Genomic DNA, 17,099 nt, shown 5'->3' with positions numbered 1-17,099 from the left:
ACATTATCTCGTCCATGTCGTCCACTTAAACACTAGGGTTCAAATGCAAAGTTACTGGGCACCATCAAAGATTATCGGCCTTTTCAGTATCGCATTTAGTTTTTTGGGGGTAATCACCAGCTATATAGGCCTAAACAATCCACTATTGATACTGAATGAAAACCAAATTCTTTACCTATTTTCTACTTCAGCACAAGTGCTTGCTGGGGTATACGGCTTGACCCTCACAGGTTTCATTTTTTTCAGGAATGAGCTTAGTCGTGAAGAGCTTGAGGATGAGACGTTAGTCGAGGCTGTAGAAAGCCTTAAAAAAAGATATTTCACCTTACTAATATTTGTGACTTTATCTTCAATTTTTACGCTGCTGCTCTCAAACCTAGCTATATCTTACGGCAGCACGGGGACATCGCTTAGCGCGATAACTATAAATTTGGCACAATCTGCATTTGTAACTACCTTACTGGCCGTCACCTATTTCATTTTTGAAGTGATATTCCCTAAACGGATTGAAAGAGAAAGCAGAAAGCTTCAAAGCCAAGTAGATCCTGCAAGAAAGGAAGCAGACAAAGGAAGCCTCGAAGAATTCTTGAAACACTACAATCAAATTGAAGAAATCATTGCGAAATATGGTTCGATATATCAAAAAACGCCGTCGCTGGAATACACCAGTCGACCTCGTCGCTATATTTCCAATGCAAAACTAGCCGAAATCCTCTTCCGAAATGAGAAAATTAGCGAGTCGCTGTATCGTGAGATCAGAGCTTTAATCACTCTTCGCAATTCGATAATCCATGGCGCCGAGCCGGTTGTCAGCGACCACATTGTAATCAACTCCTCTACTATTTTGAGTGAGCTAAGGAATGCCCTGGGCCTAGATAATTGACTAGAACCTACTGACTTAAGTAGTCCAATTCGCTCACTCGGTGCAGGTTAAAGCCAGCTCCTTAACCAAGCGCCACCTGTCATGGCATTTTTCGAGTTCAGTTATGAAACCAAAATACGAAGAAAAAACATTCGAGAGCTATTTCAATACCGAGCTTGATCGCAGAGCTTCAATCTATTTTCCTTTTGGACAAGTGCAAGAAGGAGGGATTGGTGCAGACGCTTCAGGTTTCTCTCGGAGTCGTTGGCTTTGGCGGCGTCTTGGCTATCCTTATCTTTTACGAATGCCATTTGAAGGTGTAGATCTCCGCGAAGCTGCCGACGAGATGGAATTCTATATTGATCGAGAAATCAACAACATACCCAGTATCAAAGTCAACCTTTTTTTTCAATACAAAAGACCAGAACTGATCACCTCAAAACATGGATCTGAGTGGGTGCAATGGCACCAAAAATATTTCAGATATGACATTTATAAAGAGCAACAAGAGTTACTAACGCATCTAGCCTCGAAATTGGGAACTAAGGCGCTTGTTCTTTACGCGTCTCCTGCTCTCGATAGCGTGAACGACCTTGTAAATGCCAAGCAGCGTAAATGCTTGATCGAGAATACCAATTTCAGACCCGCGACTCAACTGGCGGGCCATCATCGAAACACTTACATCAAGGCAGGAGCATATTCTATTGCTTGTAGCGAGCCAGAACGTATGGAGGATTTCAATTTGCTCCGCCAGCTTGAAGCCGTAAAAGATAGCAGCAATATTAGGGATTCAGATAGCGTAATTAAGACTGCAAATACAGTAAGGAATATCGCCTTACAGGATTCGGTTTTTGGCATAGCATATAGTCGCGAGTTGAATGTTTATGCCGAGGCAGGCATTGATAGCTTCCCACTGCTATTTTCTATTGTCTCCATGAGTGTCTTCAGGGAGCTTAGCGGCATTCAATGGGTTCTCGCCATAGATAATAAATAATATAGCGCTGAAACTGCTCGCTTTTTAGTACGCAAGCCGTCGACAGAAAATCGTCATCATCTTGAAACACAACCGTCAAATACCGCCGTTCCAACAGGAACCGGAACACCGCATTCAGCCACACACCCTCTGGAAAACCATCCTTGATAGCAGTGCTGTCATCCTGCATCCCCAGAACCAGAGAGGACCTCACCATGCGCGTGTCTGGCCAGCAACCCCCCATTACCTCGCCCTCCATTGAACTTCAGCAACGGTCAAACTCGACCGCCGCCACCGGCCACGCTTCCGTCGGGCAGGGTCATCCTCAATCCGGTGAGGTCAGCGCAGCGGCGCTGACCCAAGCCCGTGAGATGAAGCATTTGCTCACGACCTACGTGAGCAGTCAGTTCCAGCCCTACAAAGATCGTCTGGATCCGGAATCGGGGCACCGGGGAGAAATCGATCGAATCATAGAGAGCCGAGTCAACAAGCTGATGGAGGAGAACATCTCCTTCAAGGAACTTGGAGACTTGATGGAAAAGGCCAAGAATATGGACTGCAACGCTTCAATGGTGTCGGGTACAACGGGCGGCGTGCCGTTTGCGGTGGCGTCGTCGCTCCAGGCAGCCATTCCTGTGATCACGGGCATCGGGGCAAACATACAAAACCCGGTGGCAAAAGCTGCAGCCCTGGGCACGATTTCACTCGCGGCGGCGTCGGTGGGGGATCAGGTCGGCGGCGCTTCCATTAAAAAGCTTCGGGAAGACGCGTACTACCTGCATGCGCCCGCGGACAAACTGCATGAGTCGTTGAATGCCGCGCTGGCGACTATCGATACCACCGCGAACCTGGCCATCCAGAACGCCAAGGAGGCGCAGACGTTCACGATGCGAAACGCATTAAGGACGGTTGTCAGCCCGGTGGTGGCGGCGATCAATCCGAAGGCCGAGCCCATTGTGGACACAGCCATTGCCATTGCGGGTGGACTCGCTGCCGGGACCGGCACCGGGTACCTCGCCAACAGTCGGCGCACCGAGCAAGGCACCAGTGGACCCGCGCTGCTGTTGGGACGAAGAGATGCCGAGGCCAAAGAGGATCTGAGTCAGGAAACCGAATGGATCGACACGTTGAAGGCATTGCGGGACGCGACAACCATTCGTACGCCGCTTGCCAATGGAGTGGGACGTCTGGCCGACGCCGGCCGCACCCTGGTAACCGATCCGCTCGGAGCAGTATCGAGAACCGCCAAAGCCACGTTCACACCTTCCGGCGCCGCCAATGTCACCACGCTGACCGCTGGCTTCACCGCACTGGAAGCCGGTAAGGGCGCTGCGGTCAACGCCTTGAGCAAACAGCACCCTGCCCTGAGTTCATTCGCAAAACATGCCGTCAATACAGTGGGCGGCGCCGCGGTGTTCGGCGGCAACGCTGCCAGTGTCGCGGTCGCAGACAAGCTGGTTGACGACTTTAAGTCGCGACGCAAGACAACGGCGGAACCCACAACTGACGCTACCGAGACCGCTCAATCCGTGCATGAAGATCCGGTCGAAACGCTCGGCGAGGAGCCAGGCCGTGTCAGCAGACCGTCCAGTCAACGGTCCCAACGCGCGGGGTCAGATGCGGGCTCTCTTCCGCGAACCAGCCTCACCGGCAACCGGATCACGAATGCCGAGAACTCGGCGCTCGCCTCTGCCAAGTCTCCAGTGGGCAGTGCCCGGGCAAGCCTCAAGGGCGAACAAGCGCAACCCACGATCAGCGCCGGACCCTCCAGCGAGGCGGCGCGGCCTGGGTCGGCATCTTCGGCGGCACCTGCCCCGCTCCAGGTTCAAACCCCGGTGCCGGTGGATGATTCCTCGGATGACGACGCCAGCTTCCACACTGCGACGTCGGATTCTTCAGATAACGGATCGGTCTACCACACTCCGCCGCAATCGCCGGCTTGAGCGAGTCATACAACTAAAGAGTGAAACCGCCGGCCGCCGTCGTCAGAGGGCTGCTGGCAGGTCTGATGTTCCTGCAGCCAGACCCGAGCCCCCGTGTGCAGCGGCAGACGCGAAGGTTTAGCGATCCAGGAAATCCAGATGTGGCACATTCTATTGCTTAAGTTCAGAAGCTTCCTACGTCCTCCCGGGAGGTTGGGACCTAGGGTGCCCGCTTGGGTCATGAAATACTCGCTTTCCAAATTTCTTGCACTCGCTTAACCATGATAAAAAGCGAGCGGCGTCCCAAGCTGGGAATTGTCAGGGAGACGTTGAATGTTCTTTTGGCACATCCTGCCCTCTTGGCATCAGATCGAAGATCGGATAAGGCAAGAAATGGGCTACCAAGGTGGTGCCCAGTTTAGAAACCATTGGGGCGAGCCTGCCCCGTCCCTCAGCCTGAATATCCGCCGCGTCGAGAGCGTCAGCTCTGCGTTTCATCAAGCGGAATGGCAGGCGGGCATTGCAGTTGTTGAGGACTAATTGATGTTCGACTATGAATATGCTCTGACTAAGGCGAAAGAGTATCTTGAGGATTCAGAGATACCCTTGCAGATTACGTATGAAGGTGAGTTCGCGGAGGGATGGTTCTTTTGCTATCAGTCAGCTGAGTATTTACGAACTGGTGATTCGTCTGATCAGTTAGCGGGAAATAGCCCATTTCTGATTGACCGGAATACCGGTGAGTTGTTCGAATTGGGTACGGTTAAGCCTATAACAGAGTACATTGACGATTACCTTCAGGAGCGCTATGCGTCGTAAATATGAGCGGCTACATGACAGCTCTTCGAGGCACGAGGGTGTAGGTATAAGAGTGGTTTATGCAACGGCGATAGACCGGGTAGTGACCGGACACCCGGCCGACACTTAAAGAACATATGCTATGAAGACAGATTACCGATTCATTGAAAACAACCTCAGCTTCGTCCTTGCAGAGCTCGGATCTCAGCCGGAGGTAGGTTCGTTCTTTCCCCCTGAATCCTTATCTTATCAGGAGCAAATTGGTCAATTATATGAGTGGGTGAATGACGCGGGAGAGTATGGTCTGGCGTATGAAAACGTCGTTTCTATGCTTGAAGTGTTTCCTTTTAAGTTATCTGGAAAGGCGGCAATAAAACTTCTGGAGGTCGGTTTGATTTTTGGTTTCAAGACTGAGTCAGAGTCAGATAAAGGCTTCGACCGACGTTAATCGCAGAAATCGTGATTCGCTCTGTGTGCCAGACAGCGCGCACCCGTGCCGCGTGGATCGCTAGCCTTGGATCATTTAGATAGAAAAGGCAAAAGCGATTCAGAGGCTGGAGGCTGGAGGCTGGAGGCTGGAGGCTGCGCAGTTTGGAACAAGAAGACCCCTTAAGTGACTAGGAAGCGAATTTTAAGTCGATATGATGATAAAAAAATATACGGCAGCCTTTTTGATTCCTGTCGGCGCATGTAGAACTTTAGGCGAGGATGGTTGGGAGTTTGACAGCCCTGAGCGGCTATCCAAGGAGGTTTCAGAACACCTGATTGCGGCATTCAGGCTCAACTTTGTTGAGATGTACTCAGGGATCAAAAGATACGTAGGCGACGATATTGGTATGTCTATATTTCTTGATGACATGAATGAGGTGGAGAATATTTACTTTCAAGTTTCCGGGGATTCGCTGAAAGCGCTTGCAGAGCTATGCCGAGATACCCAAGTTTTTTCTAAAGCAGAAATGTTCGTGCCTGAGAAAGAATGAATACCGTCTGCGGGTCCCAGCTGTACAGAATTGCAGGACGAGATAAGGGGACTGATTTATTTTGGTTGAAAAATCAATCCGTCCCTTTTTGCTCGTCTGAGTTAGCTGTTGCTTAAGCACATTACGTGGGTTGCATGGTCATAGTCTGTTCGCATGAAGCCGCACTTCAGATAAAACGCGTCGCCGGCGGCGGTATCGGTGAATAGGCATAGGTTCTGGAACCGCAGAGCGGCATGTGCAACAAGCGCATTTACCATCTTCTGTCCCACGTGCTGCCTCTTTGACCCTGGGTTCCACTCGTCAATTAGACGGGAAAGGAACCTGAAGCCTTGTCCAATCGCCTCTTTCGCTAGCCTGAGTTTGCGGGGGAGATGGGTGATCACTTGAATGTCGACTTGGCCCATGCATCGTCCTTGATGGGAGCAGACCTATCTTGCTGACAAGGGGTCTTGCGGACTGGTCACACAGGATAGGATGCCCGGCCGCATATGATCCCAACGTCTTTCGGCGTCATTGGGCGGCTTTTTAGGCGCCGCCGTCGAGACGATGCATGTGGGCGACAACGTGCATAAAGACCCAGGCATCACCTTTTTCGTACGTCTCGAGGGCTTCGCTGCCGCCAAGAAACGGGTACGGCTGCGGGATATAGACCTGGTTTTCAGCAAGGGGGCCCAGGTGCCGGAACAACTCGGCGACGTGATCCGAGTCTAGGACATACAGTTCGAACCCCGGCTCTTTCAGTACCTCCGCTTCAAAGTCTTCGACTGACGGGTGGCTTCCGTACGACTTCGCCGCGCACTTGAAAGGGTGCAGCACGAGGTACTCCGAGTCGTGTGGATTGCGAAGAAAGAAATGGCCGAGGCTTGAGTAACCAACAACCTCTGTATGGTTCGGGAAGCTGGCGGCCCACGCTCCCAAGTCGCTCGAGGGTCGAACCGAAAAGAGTGTGTAGAGAACAGGTCCGGTTGGCTTTCCGAATATTTTGGAGAAAAGTCCCAAGGTGAAACCTCAAGTTGAGCGCTTGGTAGCAAGAACGCGCGTGTAAATTTTGTGGTCGAAAACGACGGGAATTCCTATTCGATTTGGCGGCCTGCCGCAGATCTCACGTTTCGTCGCAACGACTTTGAAGTCGTCCTGGCTTGAGCCTGAAACCGCGATTTGCTTTGCAAAGCCACATGCCGATGCTCGGGCTCCTTAAGGCGATTACCCAGCGGGGTCCTAACGCAACTCCACCTCAAAGCGATAGTTGATATCCACCTTGCTGGCATCTACCGGCAGAGCGGTTTTGGTCAGTACAAACTCGAATGCCGGCTCGAAGTATTCATCACGCAGGATTTCACCCGCCAGCACTTCAACCTCATACCAACCATTCTCGACTTCAATAGTCGGCCTGTTTGATTGCTCATAACGCTCGAGCAACTCATCGAGATTCTCATCCGTGAACGCCTGCAGAATGCGCCACGTGAACAAATGTATGCGACCGTGCTCGACACGCAGCGAATAACCGCCGCGACGATGCTGCACCCGACCTTCGTGCCGGGGCATTTGAGGCTCAACGCCGGCCAACGTGAAAACAACGGTGTAAGGATGGTTTTCCACACCGGCGAGCGGGATGAGGACGCCATCAAGAACGGCCTTGTCGCCGCTTTCACTGGACACAAACTCACCAGCCAGATCGTCTGCAAGTTGATGCTCTTGCTTGAAGCGCCTCAACAGTTGAAGGTCACCGAGCAGGAAGTAGTCGATGAGGTCATTAAGGACGTCGGAAAACACATACTGCATGAGGGGGTATCCTTGGTCTCACAGTGCCAAAGTAAAAATGCAGCCAGTCAGCACTATCCCGCTAATTCATCGCCTAATATGGGTGTACATGCACCCTAACGGTCCAGGCACCCGCGCTGCAATCATCAGTCTTAACCTACAATTGCTTGAGTCAGATGTTGCTCAAACACATCACGTGCGTGGCATGCTCATCATCGGTTCGCATGAAGCCACACTTCAAATAAAACGCGTCGCCAACAGCGGTATCGGTGAAAAGGCACACGCTCTGAAAGCGCTGCGCGGCATGTGCAACAAGCGCCTTGACCAACGTCTGTCCCACGTGATGCCGCCTTGATGAAGCGCTGACGTAGACCCGTCGCAACCTCGCCATGTCCTTTTCGGCGTAGGGATCAACTGAGAGGCCTCCGATGCCTGTTAGCTGCTGGTTTCGGTATGCGGCCATTAGACATTCTCCAGGGGCATTGAAGCGATTGATCCCGGAGTCCCACTCGGTAATCAGCCGGGTCAGAAACTTGAAACCTTCTTCAACAGCCTCTTTTTCCAGCACCCGAATCTGCGGGGGCAGATGGGTGGTCAGTTGAATGTCAATTTGGCCCATGGATCTTCCTTGATTGGGTGGAGAGCTATCTGGCTTATGTAGAGGCTCTTGAAGTGCGTTGCTATTGGTAATGCAGATAGCGGCTGTTCGACTCAGAAGACCCGCGTTCAATTTGAGGTCGGCACGCTTCTTCAGAGTGAGGCGTCAGTACAGGCCTGTGGCACTATCAGGTTCGCGTACCGGAACCTGGTGCACGCTGACCATGTTGTAGTTGAGCATGAAGCCGACCCCACCCTCGGACTCCATCACCTGAGCCACCCAGCCAATAGGATTGATGAACAAAGAGTTGTCGTGGTTGAGCACTCCTACAGCAGCAGTCGTCTCATCATAATCCCAAACGACATCGCCCCAGTGCCAGCCCTGGCCTTCTACGTACTGGTTACCTAGCAACGCTCCAAGCGCGTACATTTCCTCCTCGGACAGCGTTGTGCCAGTCGCTTTGCAATTGCGCACCCGCTCCGTAATCGCCGCAACCACATCGGCCGGCGCATCATCCCCGGTAAGGCCGAGTAAGGCGAGTCCCTCGCGGCTCAGCACTTTGATCTGCTCTACCAACTCGCCGGACACTTTGCTTATTTCAGCCATTCTTGTTCCTCCATTAAAAAACTGCACAGCCCAACCAAGATTTCGCAAGCCTGCTCTGCGCTTAGCCCGGGCTTGATCGCCGTCACGCTTTGCCAATACCAAGCAATGATCGCAGCCACCCTGCCGACTTCCGTTCATAGAAAGGCGTGGTTTCCTTGAGGAAGTAGTCGCTAAGGCCTTCCCCTCCTTCGGTCACGCGATAGAGGTCGACGGGTTCGCCTTCCGGGGCGGTATCTCCGGCAACGTTACCGGCCTCGCGCATGACCCGTTCAAAATCTCCGTCCGCTTCAATACCAATGATCAGATGGGGCTTTTGATCAACCGATGGGTCATGCATCAACGCCAGAAATGCACGTTTTACGTTGCGATGTTTGGCGAGTAACTGCGTGAGTGAGTGGATCATCCTGGACGGGTATTGCGACGGCTGTCCGAGCAGCACGGTCGTGTCTTTTTCGACCGTGCGCTGCGCTGGCTTCTGGCCGATCCCGTCGGAGAGCAGATGGCGCACTTCCTCCGGCAAAAACTCCTTCCCGTACGGAGACTTAGGATTGAGAAAAAGAGGGGCGCCCCGTGTGATTTCAAAGAGCGATCTGGCCGGAATCTCGACGTAGGATTCTTGGCTGTCTATGGACCCTTGCAATATTCTCAACGAAGAAAAAAACGGGATGACAGGTGAGCCGTCAGCCTTGTGCCAATTCGCGATGCTGATGTTGCTACCCGCTTCGAGCGTGACATGACCTCCCCCAGTCCCGGCAGTGCCAAGCACGTAGACGGTGGAGTCCAACAGCGTCTTGAAGAAGTCGGGTCGATGGGCCGGCTCATCCGCCGCCAGCCTGAGTGCTTGTTCGAGGGCGTTTTCTTGCTGGTTGTTCATGATTTCCATCCGTGGCTCCATCAAAACAGACAAAAAATGAGTGCAAAGCGCGCGTAGTTTTCCACGGGACTGTGAAAACAGGAAGAACAGGCGGTTCTGCTGATGGCAGCGCTTTGCATTCAACATCGTCAGGGCGTTTCACGCGATGTGAAAAATGTGTCGTCAATGGCAACAAACTTGAAAGCCCTCTGATATCATTCTCACCTGCGAATACTTCGCATTGCCAAGGAGGCTTCTAACCTTTCTGATCACCTTCCTGGTAGCCCGTAATGTTCCTTTCGCATCCGTTTCGCCCCACCGTGCTTGCGCTTTGCTGCTCTGCGAGCTTCATCGCCAATGCTGCCGACTCTGCGGTGGAGCTCGGTGCTACTGACATCAACGCGGATGCCGTCAAGGCCAATTCCAACACGCTGCCTGAGGTCTATGCGGGTGGTCAGGTCGCTCGTGGCGGGCAGATGGGTGTTCTGGGTAATCAGGACACCATGAACGTCCCCTTCACCATGACCAGCTATACCTCCCAGCTTATCGAGGATCAGCAGGCTGAAGATGTGGGAGATGTACTCCTTAACGACCCGTCGGTGCGCCAGTCTTACGGCTTCGGTAATCAGTCGCAGATATTCGTGATCCGCGGTTTGCCGCTGGCAGGTGACGATATCTCCTACGGCGGTCTGTACGGCGTCCTTCCCCGGCAAATTCTCTCCACGGACGCGATTGAGCGGGTGGAAGTATTCAAAGGTCCCAACGCTTTTATCAACGGCGTGAGCCCCACCGGTACGGGCTTGGGTGGCAGCGTGAATCTGCAGCCCAAGCGTGCTGAAGACGTGCCGACTCGCCGTTACACCCAAGACATCAGTTCCGATGGCCGAATTGGTGAGCACCTGGACCTTGGCCAACGCTTCGGCGAGGGCAATCGATTCGGAGCGCGAGTCAACCTTAGCCAACGCGAAGGCGACACTGCGATTGATGACGAAAACCAGCGCACCAAGTTGTTCGTCGCGGGACTCGATTATCGGGGTGACACCTTTCGCGTCTCTACCGACTTTGGCTACCAAAAACAGCGCATCAACGGTTTACGCAACACCGTGCAATTGGGTAATGCGACCAAAATCCCGACCGCCCCGGACGCCAGCCATAACTACGGCCAGGACTGGACTAATACCGAAACCGAAGACACGTTCGGCATGATGCGTGGCGACTGGGACCTGAATGAAAACTGGACTGCCTACCTTGCAGGGGGCGCCAAGCATACGCGTGAAACTGGCGTATACGGCACGCCAACCCTCGTAGGTAATAACGGAGTTGCAACTGTCGGCGGCTCCGAGATCCCGCACAATGAGGAAAACACCAGCTTTGCAGCGGGGCTTAACGGTCATGTTCAAACCGGGCCGGTGAGTCATCAGATCGCGATTGGCGCCTCCACCATCTGGACCCAGCAAGAGAACGCCTACACCTTCTACCGCTCGGTCACCGGGAATACCAATATCTACACCACACCTGACCTGCCCAAGCCAACGGCGGTTTCCCTCACCGGCGGCGATATGGGCGATCCGGGTGTCACCGGCAAAACCCGCAACCGAAGCCTGGCCGTTTCCGACACAGTTGGCTTGTTCGACGATAGTTTGCTGCTGACATATGGCGTGCGCCGTCAGCAGCTGCGCGTAGAGAACTACTCGTACGACGGCACCACCTCCAACGGCGTGGCTAATCCGGCCAATGACGGCAGCCGTACTTCGCTTTACGACGAATCCATCACCACTCCGGTGTACGGCATCGTCTATAAACCGAATGACACCGTTTCCCTGTATGCAAACCGCATTGAAGGCCTGGCCAAAGGGCCGGTCGCGTCCGGTACCAACGTCACCAACCTTGGGGAGGCCTTCCCGCCTGGCCGCACCAAGCAACTGGAAGCGGGTATCAAGCTGGACATGCAATCGTTCGGCGCAAATCTTGGCGTGTTCCGGATCGAGAAGCCCAGCGATGGCTACGTCGATGCGACCCAGCGCCTCTATATTCGCGACGGCGAGCAGGTGAACAAAGGTGTTGAGCTGAGCGTGTTTGGTGAGCCCATCGAAGGCCTTCGCCTGATGGCAGGCGGCACGCGCATGACCTCGGAGCTGAAGAACACCGCGGGCGGGCTCACTGATGGCAATCATGCGATCGGGGTGCCCACCTTCCAGCTAAATGCGAGCGTCGACTGGGACGTTCCTGGCCTGGAGGGAGCTGCCCTCAGCGCCCGTATGCTGCGTACTGGAGGCCAGTATGCGGATCAGGCCAATAACCTGAGCCTTCCCACCTGGAATCGGTTCGATGCCGGGGCGCGCTACAAACTTAAAGTCGATCAAAGGGACCTGACGTTGCGCGTCAATGTGGAGAACATCACCGACAAGAACTACTGGGCTTCAGCCAACGGTGGCTATCTCAGCCAGGGCGACCCGCGTCTGGTCAAACTCTCGGGCACCATAGACTTCTGAGTCAACGCTCCCAAGGGATAGGCATCATGATTCCCTCGGATCAAACGGCTTTCGATGAGTCGAATTCAGGGTCAGCCAGCAGGTTGGCCCAAGCGCCCAAGGCATAGCTCAGATCAGGCGTTCAGCAGCATCCAAGGTACGCCTCGGGCGGGTGTCAGTTGCCTGCGAGAGTTTTACTTCTCGACAACCCGCTGTCTTGGTTAGCGCTTTTTGTCATCCGGCCCCTGCCCGCGCGTCACCTCAAATCGCCTGACATTCTTGCGCAACCAACTAACAAACCCACCCGAATCGGCCACCACCGGCTTGGCCTCCAACATCGCCGCCCTCGCCTTCGCCCGAAACTTAGCCAACCCCGCCAGCGCCCCAATCAATTCCGGATGCTCCGCCAGCCACGGCTCCAGATCGGCCTTGTCGATCCGGTAAATCATGCAATCGGTGTATGCGCAGAACCGCGCCAGCGTCGGCGTGCCGTCAACAAACCCGCTTTCACCCAGCAGCTCACCCGGCCCCATGCGCCCCACTTCCAGCCAGCCGTCCGGCCGTTGCAGCGACGCCGACACCACCCCGGACTCAATAATGAACAGCGCATCAGGCACCACGCCCTCGGCGAGCACGATGTCTTTCGCCGGATACGCGCCCAGGCGCATGTGCTGTTCCAGTTGCGCGCGGTCGGCGTCGCTGAGCATGCGCAGCGCATTGACGGTGTTGAGCACCGCAGACTGTCGCGTCGAAGGGCGTTGCTGGTCCTGGCGGGTTTCGGTCGAGGCGAGCTGCCGGTGAATCAGGTCGAACAGTTGGTTACGCACCGCTGAGCGCCGGTCCCGGGATTTTACGTAGCCGGTGACTTCGTATTCGACGATACGCAGGCCGGACTTGACCACCACCGCCGACGGCGCGGGCTGGGCCAGCAGTTCGCGACAGCCGAGCAGCGCTTTCTCCAGGGAGTCCAGCACCAGGCTGGGCCGCAGGCGGGTCAACAGTTCGATGGACAGTGTGACCGAATGGAAATGGTCCGGTCGGCTGAAGTTGACGATGCGGGTCTTGGCGGCCATGGCGTTGGGGATCACGGCCATGCTGCCTTCGGAGGTCAGCAGATGGGTGGAGCGCCAGTCGATTTCGATGACTTTACCTTCGATGTCGTCGACGCGAATCCAGTCGTCCACCCGGAACGGCTTGGTCGCGTTGAGGACGATGCCGGAGAACACGTCGCCCAGCGTGCTTTGCACGGCAAGGCCGAAGATGATCGCGACTGCGCCGGAGGTGGCCAGCAGCCCTTTGACCGGCAGGTCCAGCACGTAGCCGGCCGCCGCCACTGATGCGACGAGGAAGATGATCGCGCCCATGACGTCTTGCAGCAGATGACCCTTGCCGCCGATGCGCGGCTCCATGACCACGACGGCGAGCACGGTGAGTGTCCGCGCGCCGAACAGCCACCAGGCGATGGTCAGGATGGTGCCCAGCACATGCCGGGGAACGGACCAGTCGGCGGGCACCGGATACAGCGGGCTGAGTCCGCCATCGAGCAGCGCCATGCTGAACAGCACGAACAGCACCAGCCGGCACGCCAGCTTGCGCCGCAGCCAGCGCGGGTGCAGCCATTGCCAGAGCGTGAGGTCGATGACCAGCAGCACGGCAGCGCTGATCAGCGGATAGGCGAACCACAAATGATTCATCGACATTCCCTGGGGGGTGGACAGCCCGTGGAGCTTAGCTGAATACCTCGCAGGAGCGCCGGTCTGCTTTTTCGCTGAACGGTCTGACCGATCAGAACGCCGTGACGCCCCCATCCACTGCCAGTGAATGCCCGGTAGTGAACGCGGCGCCGTCGCTGCACAGGTAGAGCACGGCGGCGGCGATTTCTTCGACTTTGCCGATGCGGCCGACCGGGTGCATGGTCGCGGCGAATTCGGCCTTGCGCGGGTCGGCTTCGTGGGCGCGGCGAAACATGTCGGTGTCGATCACCGCCGGGCACACGGCGTTCACGCGGATGTGTTTCTTGGCGTATTCGATGGCGGCCGATTTGGTCAGGCCGATCACCGCGTGCTTGGACGCGCTGTAGATGCTCATCTTCGGCGCCGCGCCCAGCCCTGCGACTGACGCGGTGTTGACGATCGCCCCGCCGCCCTGGGCCAGCATCAGCGGCAACTGGTATTTCATGCACAGCCAGACGCCTTTGACGTTGACGCCCATGATCGCGTCGAACTCGGCTTCGCTGCCTTCGGCGAGGCGGCCCTTCTCGATTTCGATGCCGGCGTTGTTGAAGGCGTAATCGACGCGGCCGTAGGCGTCCACGGCCTGGGCCATCATCTGCTGCACCTGAACGTCCTTGGTCACGTCGCACGGCAGAAACAGCGCTTCGCCGCCCGCGTGACGAATCAACTCGGCCGTGCCCTCGCCGCCCTCGCTGTCCAGATCCACCACCAGCACTTTCAGACCGTGTTCGGCAAACGCCAGCGCGGTCGCTCGGCCAATACCCGCCGCGGCGCCGGTGACCAACGCGACCTGGCCGGAAAACGTCATGCTCATGGGATCGTCCTTTTTGTACTTATTAATTGAAGAGCTCGGCAAACGCCTGATAGGCCGCAGCTTAGCGGTCGCGACACAGTCAGCGTCAGCACTATCAAGAGGCCGGTTGCCGGGCCATTGGTGGCGATGATGATCCGTGAAGCGCGCCATCATCAGCATGGATCGGCGGGCATTCGGTGCAGTGGCAATCCTTGCTGTCCAAGCCGTTCCGGTCTATCACTGCCGCTTCGCCGATAATCGAGAGCCCTGCCATGACCGCCTTGAACAACCGCCAATTCCTCCTCGCGCGCCGCCCGGTGGGTGCCGCCAGCCGTGAAGATTTCACCTTCCAGACCGTGCCCGTTGCCGACCTCGCTCCCGGCCAGATCCTGGTGAAGAGCGAATACCTGTCCCTGGACCCGGCCATGCGCGGGTGGATGAACGAAGGCAAGTCGTACATCGCGCCGGTCGAGCTGGGTGCGGTGATGCGCGCGTTGGGCGCGGGCAAGGTCATTGAGTCGCAACACCCGAAATTCGCCGTGGGCGATTACGTTCAGGGCGTGCTCGGGGTGCAGGATTATTTCGTCGGTGAGCCCAAGGGCTTCAACAAGGTCGACCCCAAACTGGTGCCACTGCCGGTGTACCTGGCGGCGTTGGGCATGACCGGCATGTCGGCCTACTTCGCTTTGCTCGAAGTCGGCCAGCCCAAAGCCGGTGATACCGTGGTGATTTCCGGCGCGGCCGGTGCGGTCGGCAGCATTGCCGGTCAGATCGCCAAAATCAAAGGCTGCCGGGTCATCGGTATCGCCGGCGGCAAGGAAAAGTGCCAGACCCTGATTGATGAGTTCGGCTTCGACGGCGCCATCGACTACAAGAACGAAGACATTCATGCGGCGCTGAAACGCGAATGCCCCAAAGGCGTGGACGTGTATTTCGATAACGTCGGCGGCGACATCCTCGATGCGGTCCTGACCCGCCTGGCGTTGAGGGCGCGGGTGGTGATCTGCGGCGCCATCAGCCAGTACAACAACAAGGAAGCCGTCAAAGGCCCGGCCAACTACCTGTCGCTGCTGGTCAATCGCGCGCGCATGGAAGGTTTCGTGGTGATGGACCATGCGGAACACTTCGCCAAGGCCGGAATGGAAATGGCCGGCTGGCTGGCCCAGGGCAAGCTGAAAAGCAAAGAACACATCGTTGAGGGCCTTGAGACCTTCCCCGAAACCCTGCAGATGCTGTTCAAGGGCGAGAACAGCGGCAAGCTGGTTCTGAAGGTATGAGGACCTCCAAGTGTGAGCCCTCGCTGATAATCCGCTGAACAACTCACGGATAACACTGCCAAAACCACCAGAGGGCGCACTCTGGTGTAAGCTCGTGCGCTGTTGATCCGACCCATCGAGAGGCTTATGCGGGCTCCCTTCCGACGTTCTACCCTTGCAGCGCTGCGTGGTTTTGAATCCTCCGGCACGGCGATCACGATTCTGCCGAGTGCGGCCGATTACCGGCAAACACTGCTGGCGAAGATTGCCGCCGCCACCCGACGGATCTACATCGTCGCCCTGTACTTGCAGCAGGACGAAGCCGGTCAGGAAATTCTCGATGCGTTGTATGCCGCCAAGGCTGCGCGACCGGAGCTGGACGTCGTGGTGCTGGTCGACTGGTTCCGCGCCCAACGCGGCCTGATCGGCGCCGGCAAGCAGGCCGGGAACTCGGCGTGGTACCAGGCACAAAACCTGGAACACGATCAGGAAGTGCCGGTGTACGGCGTGCCCGTGCAAACCCGCGAGCTGTTCGGCGTCTTGCACCTCAAGGGCAGTGTCATCGATGACTGCGTCATCTACAGCGGCGCCAGCATCAATAACGTCTATCTGCACAAGCTCGGCAAATACCGGCTCGATCGCTATCACCTGATTGACAGCAAAGGCCTGGCCGACTCGTTCCAGCGTCTGGTCCAGCAGGACATTCTGCCGTCCGACGCGGTGCATCGCCTCGACCTGCCCTCGCCGCCCAGCTCTCGCAGCCTGCGCGGGGAGATTCGTCAGTTCCGCCAGCACCTCAAGCGCGCCAGTTACGACGTCAATGATGGCGTGCGAGACAACGGCGAGATGCGCGTCATCCCGCTGCTGGGCATCGGCAACAAGAACCCGCTGAGCAAAACCCTCTGTGATCTGATCGCCGCGACCGATGAGCAACTGACGCTGTGCACGCCGTATTTCAACATGCCGCTGGTGGTGAAGCGCGAGATCAATCGCGCGCTGAAGCGGGGCGTTAAGGTCGACATCATCATCGGCGACAAGACCGCCAACGACTTCTTCATTTCGCCGGAGGAGCCATTCAAGGTGATCTCCGCGCTGCCGTATCTGTACGAGATCAGCCTGCGTCGCTTCATGCAGAAGCATCAGACGGCGATCGCCAAGCACCAGTTGAACATCCATTTGTGGAAAGACGGCGACAACACCTATCACCTCAAGGGCCTGTGGTCGGACGACCGCTATACCCTGCTGACCGGCAACAACCTGAATCCGCGGGCCTTTCAGCTGGACCTGGAAAACGCCGTGCTGATCGATGACCCCAAGGGCGAATGGCTGAAGCCGCGCGCCGAGGAAATCGCGCTGCTGATGCGCAATACCCATCGGGTCGGCAAGTTTGACGAGCTCGATACTCTGAGCGAATACCCGGTTGGCGTGCGCACCTTTCTGCGGCGGGTCAGCCGGGTCCGCGTCGAGCGCCTGCTCTACCGGATTCTCTGACC

General features: G+C 56.2%; 17 protein-coding genes. 10 read left to right on the top strand and 7 right to left on the bottom strand.

Features of this window, described 5'->3' with window-relative positions; genetic code table 11:
- Positions 1-43 precede the first annotated feature (43 nt).
- The 7 genes from AC07VF_RS17180 (at position 44) to AC07VF_RS17150 (ending at position 5,535) form a co-directional block, all read left to right on the top strand.
- Complete coding sequence (locus tag AC07VF_RS17180) at positions 44-883, top strand: hypothetical protein (protein WP_495008960.1); 840 nt, start codon at positions 44-46, stop codon at positions 881-883.
- A gap of 103 nt (positions 884-986) precedes the next feature.
- Entirely contained in the window at positions 987-1,856 is an 870-nt protein-coding gene (locus AC07VF_RS17175; RefSeq protein ID WP_495008959.1) for a hypothetical protein, read from the top strand.
- A 194-nt stretch (positions 1,857-2,050) separates the two neighbouring features.
- Positions 2,051-3,778: a hypothetical protein gene (locus AC07VF_RS17170; RefSeq protein ID WP_495008958.1), complete on the top strand. Its 1,728-nt coding sequence runs from the start codon at positions 2,051-2,053 to the stop codon at positions 3,776-3,778.
- Between the two features lie 312 nt (positions 3,779-4,090).
- Complete coding sequence (locus AC07VF_RS17165; protein WP_495008957.1) at positions 4,091-4,297, top strand: hypothetical protein; 207 nt, start codon at positions 4,091-4,093, stop codon at positions 4,295-4,297.
- 3 nt (positions 4,298-4,300) lie between these two features.
- Positions 4,301-4,576, top strand: a complete 276-nt coding sequence (locus tag AC07VF_RS17160; RefSeq protein WP_282372086.1) for a YrhB domain-containing protein — start codon at positions 4,301-4,303, stop codon at positions 4,574-4,576.
- Positions 4,577-4,697: 121 nt separating this feature from the next.
- Positions 4,698-5,003: a hypothetical protein gene (locus AC07VF_RS17155; protein ID WP_282372085.1), complete on the top strand. Its 306-nt coding sequence runs from the start codon at positions 4,698-4,700 to the stop codon at positions 5,001-5,003.
- A gap of 193 nt (positions 5,004-5,196) precedes the next feature.
- Positions 5,197-5,535: a hypothetical protein gene (locus tag AC07VF_RS17150; protein ID WP_495008956.1), complete on the top strand. Its 339-nt coding sequence runs from the start codon at positions 5,197-5,199 to the stop codon at positions 5,533-5,535.
- Between the two features lie 525 nt (positions 5,536-6,060).
- Here the strand turns inward: AC07VF_RS17150 and AC07VF_RS17145 are convergent.
- The 5 genes from AC07VF_RS17145 to sseB form a co-directional block, all read right to left on the bottom strand.
- On the bottom strand, positions 6,061-6,351 hold the full coding sequence (locus tag AC07VF_RS17145) for a T6SS immunity protein Tdi1 domain-containing protein (RefSeq protein WP_282372082.1): 291 nt from the start codon (positions 6,349-6,351) through the stop codon (positions 6,061-6,063).
- 402 nt (positions 6,352-6,753) lie between these two features.
- A complete protein-coding gene (locus AC07VF_RS17140; protein ID WP_423574226.1) occupies positions 6,754-7,317 on the bottom strand; it encodes a hypothetical protein in 564 nt (187 codons plus the stop codon).
- A gap of 151 nt (positions 7,318-7,468) precedes the next feature.
- Positions 7,469-7,915 carry a GNAT family N-acetyltransferase gene (locus AC07VF_RS17135; protein ID WP_495008955.1) on the bottom strand — a complete coding sequence of 149 codons (447 nt, stop codon included), beginning with the start codon at positions 7,913-7,915 and terminating at the stop codon, positions 7,469-7,471.
- 144 nt (positions 7,916-8,059) lie between these two features.
- A complete protein-coding gene (locus AC07VF_RS17130) occupies positions 8,060-8,500 on the bottom strand; it encodes a hypothetical protein (RefSeq protein ID WP_495008954.1) in 441 nt (146 codons plus the stop codon).
- Between the two features lie 82 nt (positions 8,501-8,582).
- Positions 8,583-9,500 carry an enhanced serine sensitivity protein SseB gene (gene sseB / locus AC07VF_RS17125; protein WP_495008953.1) on the bottom strand — a complete coding sequence of 306 codons (918 nt, stop codon included), beginning with the start codon at positions 9,498-9,500 and terminating at the stop codon, positions 8,583-8,585.
- A 143-nt stretch (positions 9,501-9,643) separates the two neighbouring features.
- Between sseB and AC07VF_RS17120 the strand changes: the two genes are divergently transcribed.
- Positions 9,644-11,845 (top strand): TonB-dependent receptor, encoded by a 2,202-nt coding sequence (locus tag AC07VF_RS17120; protein ID WP_282372077.1) that lies wholly within the window; start codon positions 9,644-9,646, stop codon positions 11,843-11,845.
- A gap of 200 nt (positions 11,846-12,045) precedes the next feature.
- On the opposite strand, the gene AC07VF_RS17115 is transcribed toward AC07VF_RS17120, so the two are convergent.
- Both AC07VF_RS17115 and AC07VF_RS17110 read right to left on the bottom strand, forming a co-directional pair.
- The gene (locus AC07VF_RS17115) at positions 12,046-13,518 is read right to left on the bottom strand and encodes a mechanosensitive ion channel domain-containing protein (protein ID WP_495008952.1); all 1,473 of its coding nucleotides are present in this window, start codon (positions 13,516-13,518) and stop codon (positions 12,046-12,048) included.
- A gap of 91 nt (positions 13,519-13,609) precedes the next feature.
- Entirely contained in the window at positions 13,610-14,371 is a 762-nt protein-coding gene (locus AC07VF_RS17110) for an SDR family oxidoreductase (protein ID WP_495008951.1), read from the bottom strand.
- Between the two features lie 251 nt (positions 14,372-14,622).
- Here AC07VF_RS17110 and AC07VF_RS17105 point away from each other — a divergent pair, with 251 nt between their 5' ends.
- The gene (locus tag AC07VF_RS17105; protein WP_495008950.1) at positions 14,623-15,627 is read left to right on the top strand and encodes an NADP-dependent oxidoreductase; all 1,005 of its coding nucleotides are present in this window, start codon (positions 14,623-14,625) and stop codon (positions 15,625-15,627) included.
- 126 nt (positions 15,628-15,753) lie between these two features.
- Complete coding sequence (pssA, locus tag AC07VF_RS17100; RefSeq protein WP_346629570.1) at positions 15,754-17,097, top strand: CDP-diacylglycerol--serine O-phosphatidyltransferase; 1,344 nt, start codon at positions 15,754-15,756, stop codon at positions 17,095-17,097.
- Positions 17,098-17,099: the final 2 nt, after the last annotated feature.

It is taken from the genome of Pseudomonas sp. GW821-FHT02H06, from assembly GCF_059421525.1.
This window is presented reverse-complemented; position numbering and strand designations above follow the sequence as displayed.

Bases quoted from the DNA above. Each gene is read 5' to 3' on its own strand.
- AC07VF_RS17150 (WP_495008956.1), top strand. From the start codon at position 5,197: ATGATGATAAAAAAATATACGGCAGCCTTTTTGATTCCTGTCGGCGCA.
- AC07VF_RS17130 (WP_495008954.1), bottom strand. From the start codon at position 8,500: ATGGCTGAAATAAGCAAAGTGTCCGGCGAGTTGGTAGAGCAGATCAAA.
- AC07VF_RS17110 (WP_495008951.1), bottom strand. From the start codon at position 14,371: ATGAGCATGACGTTTTCCGGCCAGGTCGCGTTGGTCACCGGCGCCGCG.
- AC07VF_RS17120 (WP_282372077.1), top strand. From the start codon at position 9,644: ATGTTCCTTTCGCATCCGTTTCGCCCCACCGTGCTTGCGCTTTGCTGC.
- AC07VF_RS17170 (WP_495008958.1), top strand. From the start codon at position 2,051: ATGCGCGTGTCTGGCCAGCAACCCCCCATTACCTCGCCCTCCATTGAA.
- AC07VF_RS17165 (WP_495008957.1), top strand. From the start codon at position 4,091: ATGTTCTTTTGGCACATCCTGCCCTCTTGGCATCAGATCGAAGATCGG.
- AC07VF_RS17175 (WP_495008959.1), top strand. From the start codon at position 987: ATGAAACCAAAATACGAAGAAAAAACATTCGAGAGCTATTTCAATACC.
- AC07VF_RS17135 (WP_495008955.1), bottom strand. From the start codon at position 7,915: ATGGGCCAAATTGACATTCAACTGACCACCCATCTGCCCCCGCAGATT.
- sseB (WP_495008953.1), bottom strand. From the start codon at position 9,500: ATGTTGAATGCAAAGCGCTGCCATCAGCAGAACCGCCTGTTCTTCCTG.
- AC07VF_RS17160 (WP_282372086.1), top strand. From the start codon at position 4,301: ATGTTCGACTATGAATATGCTCTGACTAAGGCGAAAGAGTATCTTGAG.
- pssA (WP_346629570.1), top strand. From the start codon at position 15,754: ATGCGGGCTCCCTTCCGACGTTCTACCCTTGCAGCGCTGCGTGGTTTT.
- AC07VF_RS17105 (WP_495008950.1), top strand. From the start codon at position 14,623: ATGACCGCCTTGAACAACCGCCAATTCCTCCTCGCGCGCCGCCCGGTG.
- AC07VF_RS17140 (WP_423574226.1), bottom strand. From the start codon at position 7,317: ATGCAGTATGTGTTTTCCGACGTCCTTAATGACCTCATCGACTACTTC.
- AC07VF_RS17180 (WP_495008960.1), top strand. From the start codon at position 44: ATGCAAAGTTACTGGGCACCATCAAAGATTATCGGCCTTTTCAGTATC.
- AC07VF_RS17115 (WP_495008952.1), bottom strand. From the start codon at position 13,518: ATGAATCATTTGTGGTTCGCCTATCCGCTGATCAGCGCTGCCGTGCTG.
- AC07VF_RS17155 (WP_282372085.1), top strand. From the start codon at position 4,698: ATGAAGACAGATTACCGATTCATTGAAAACAACCTCAGCTTCGTCCTT.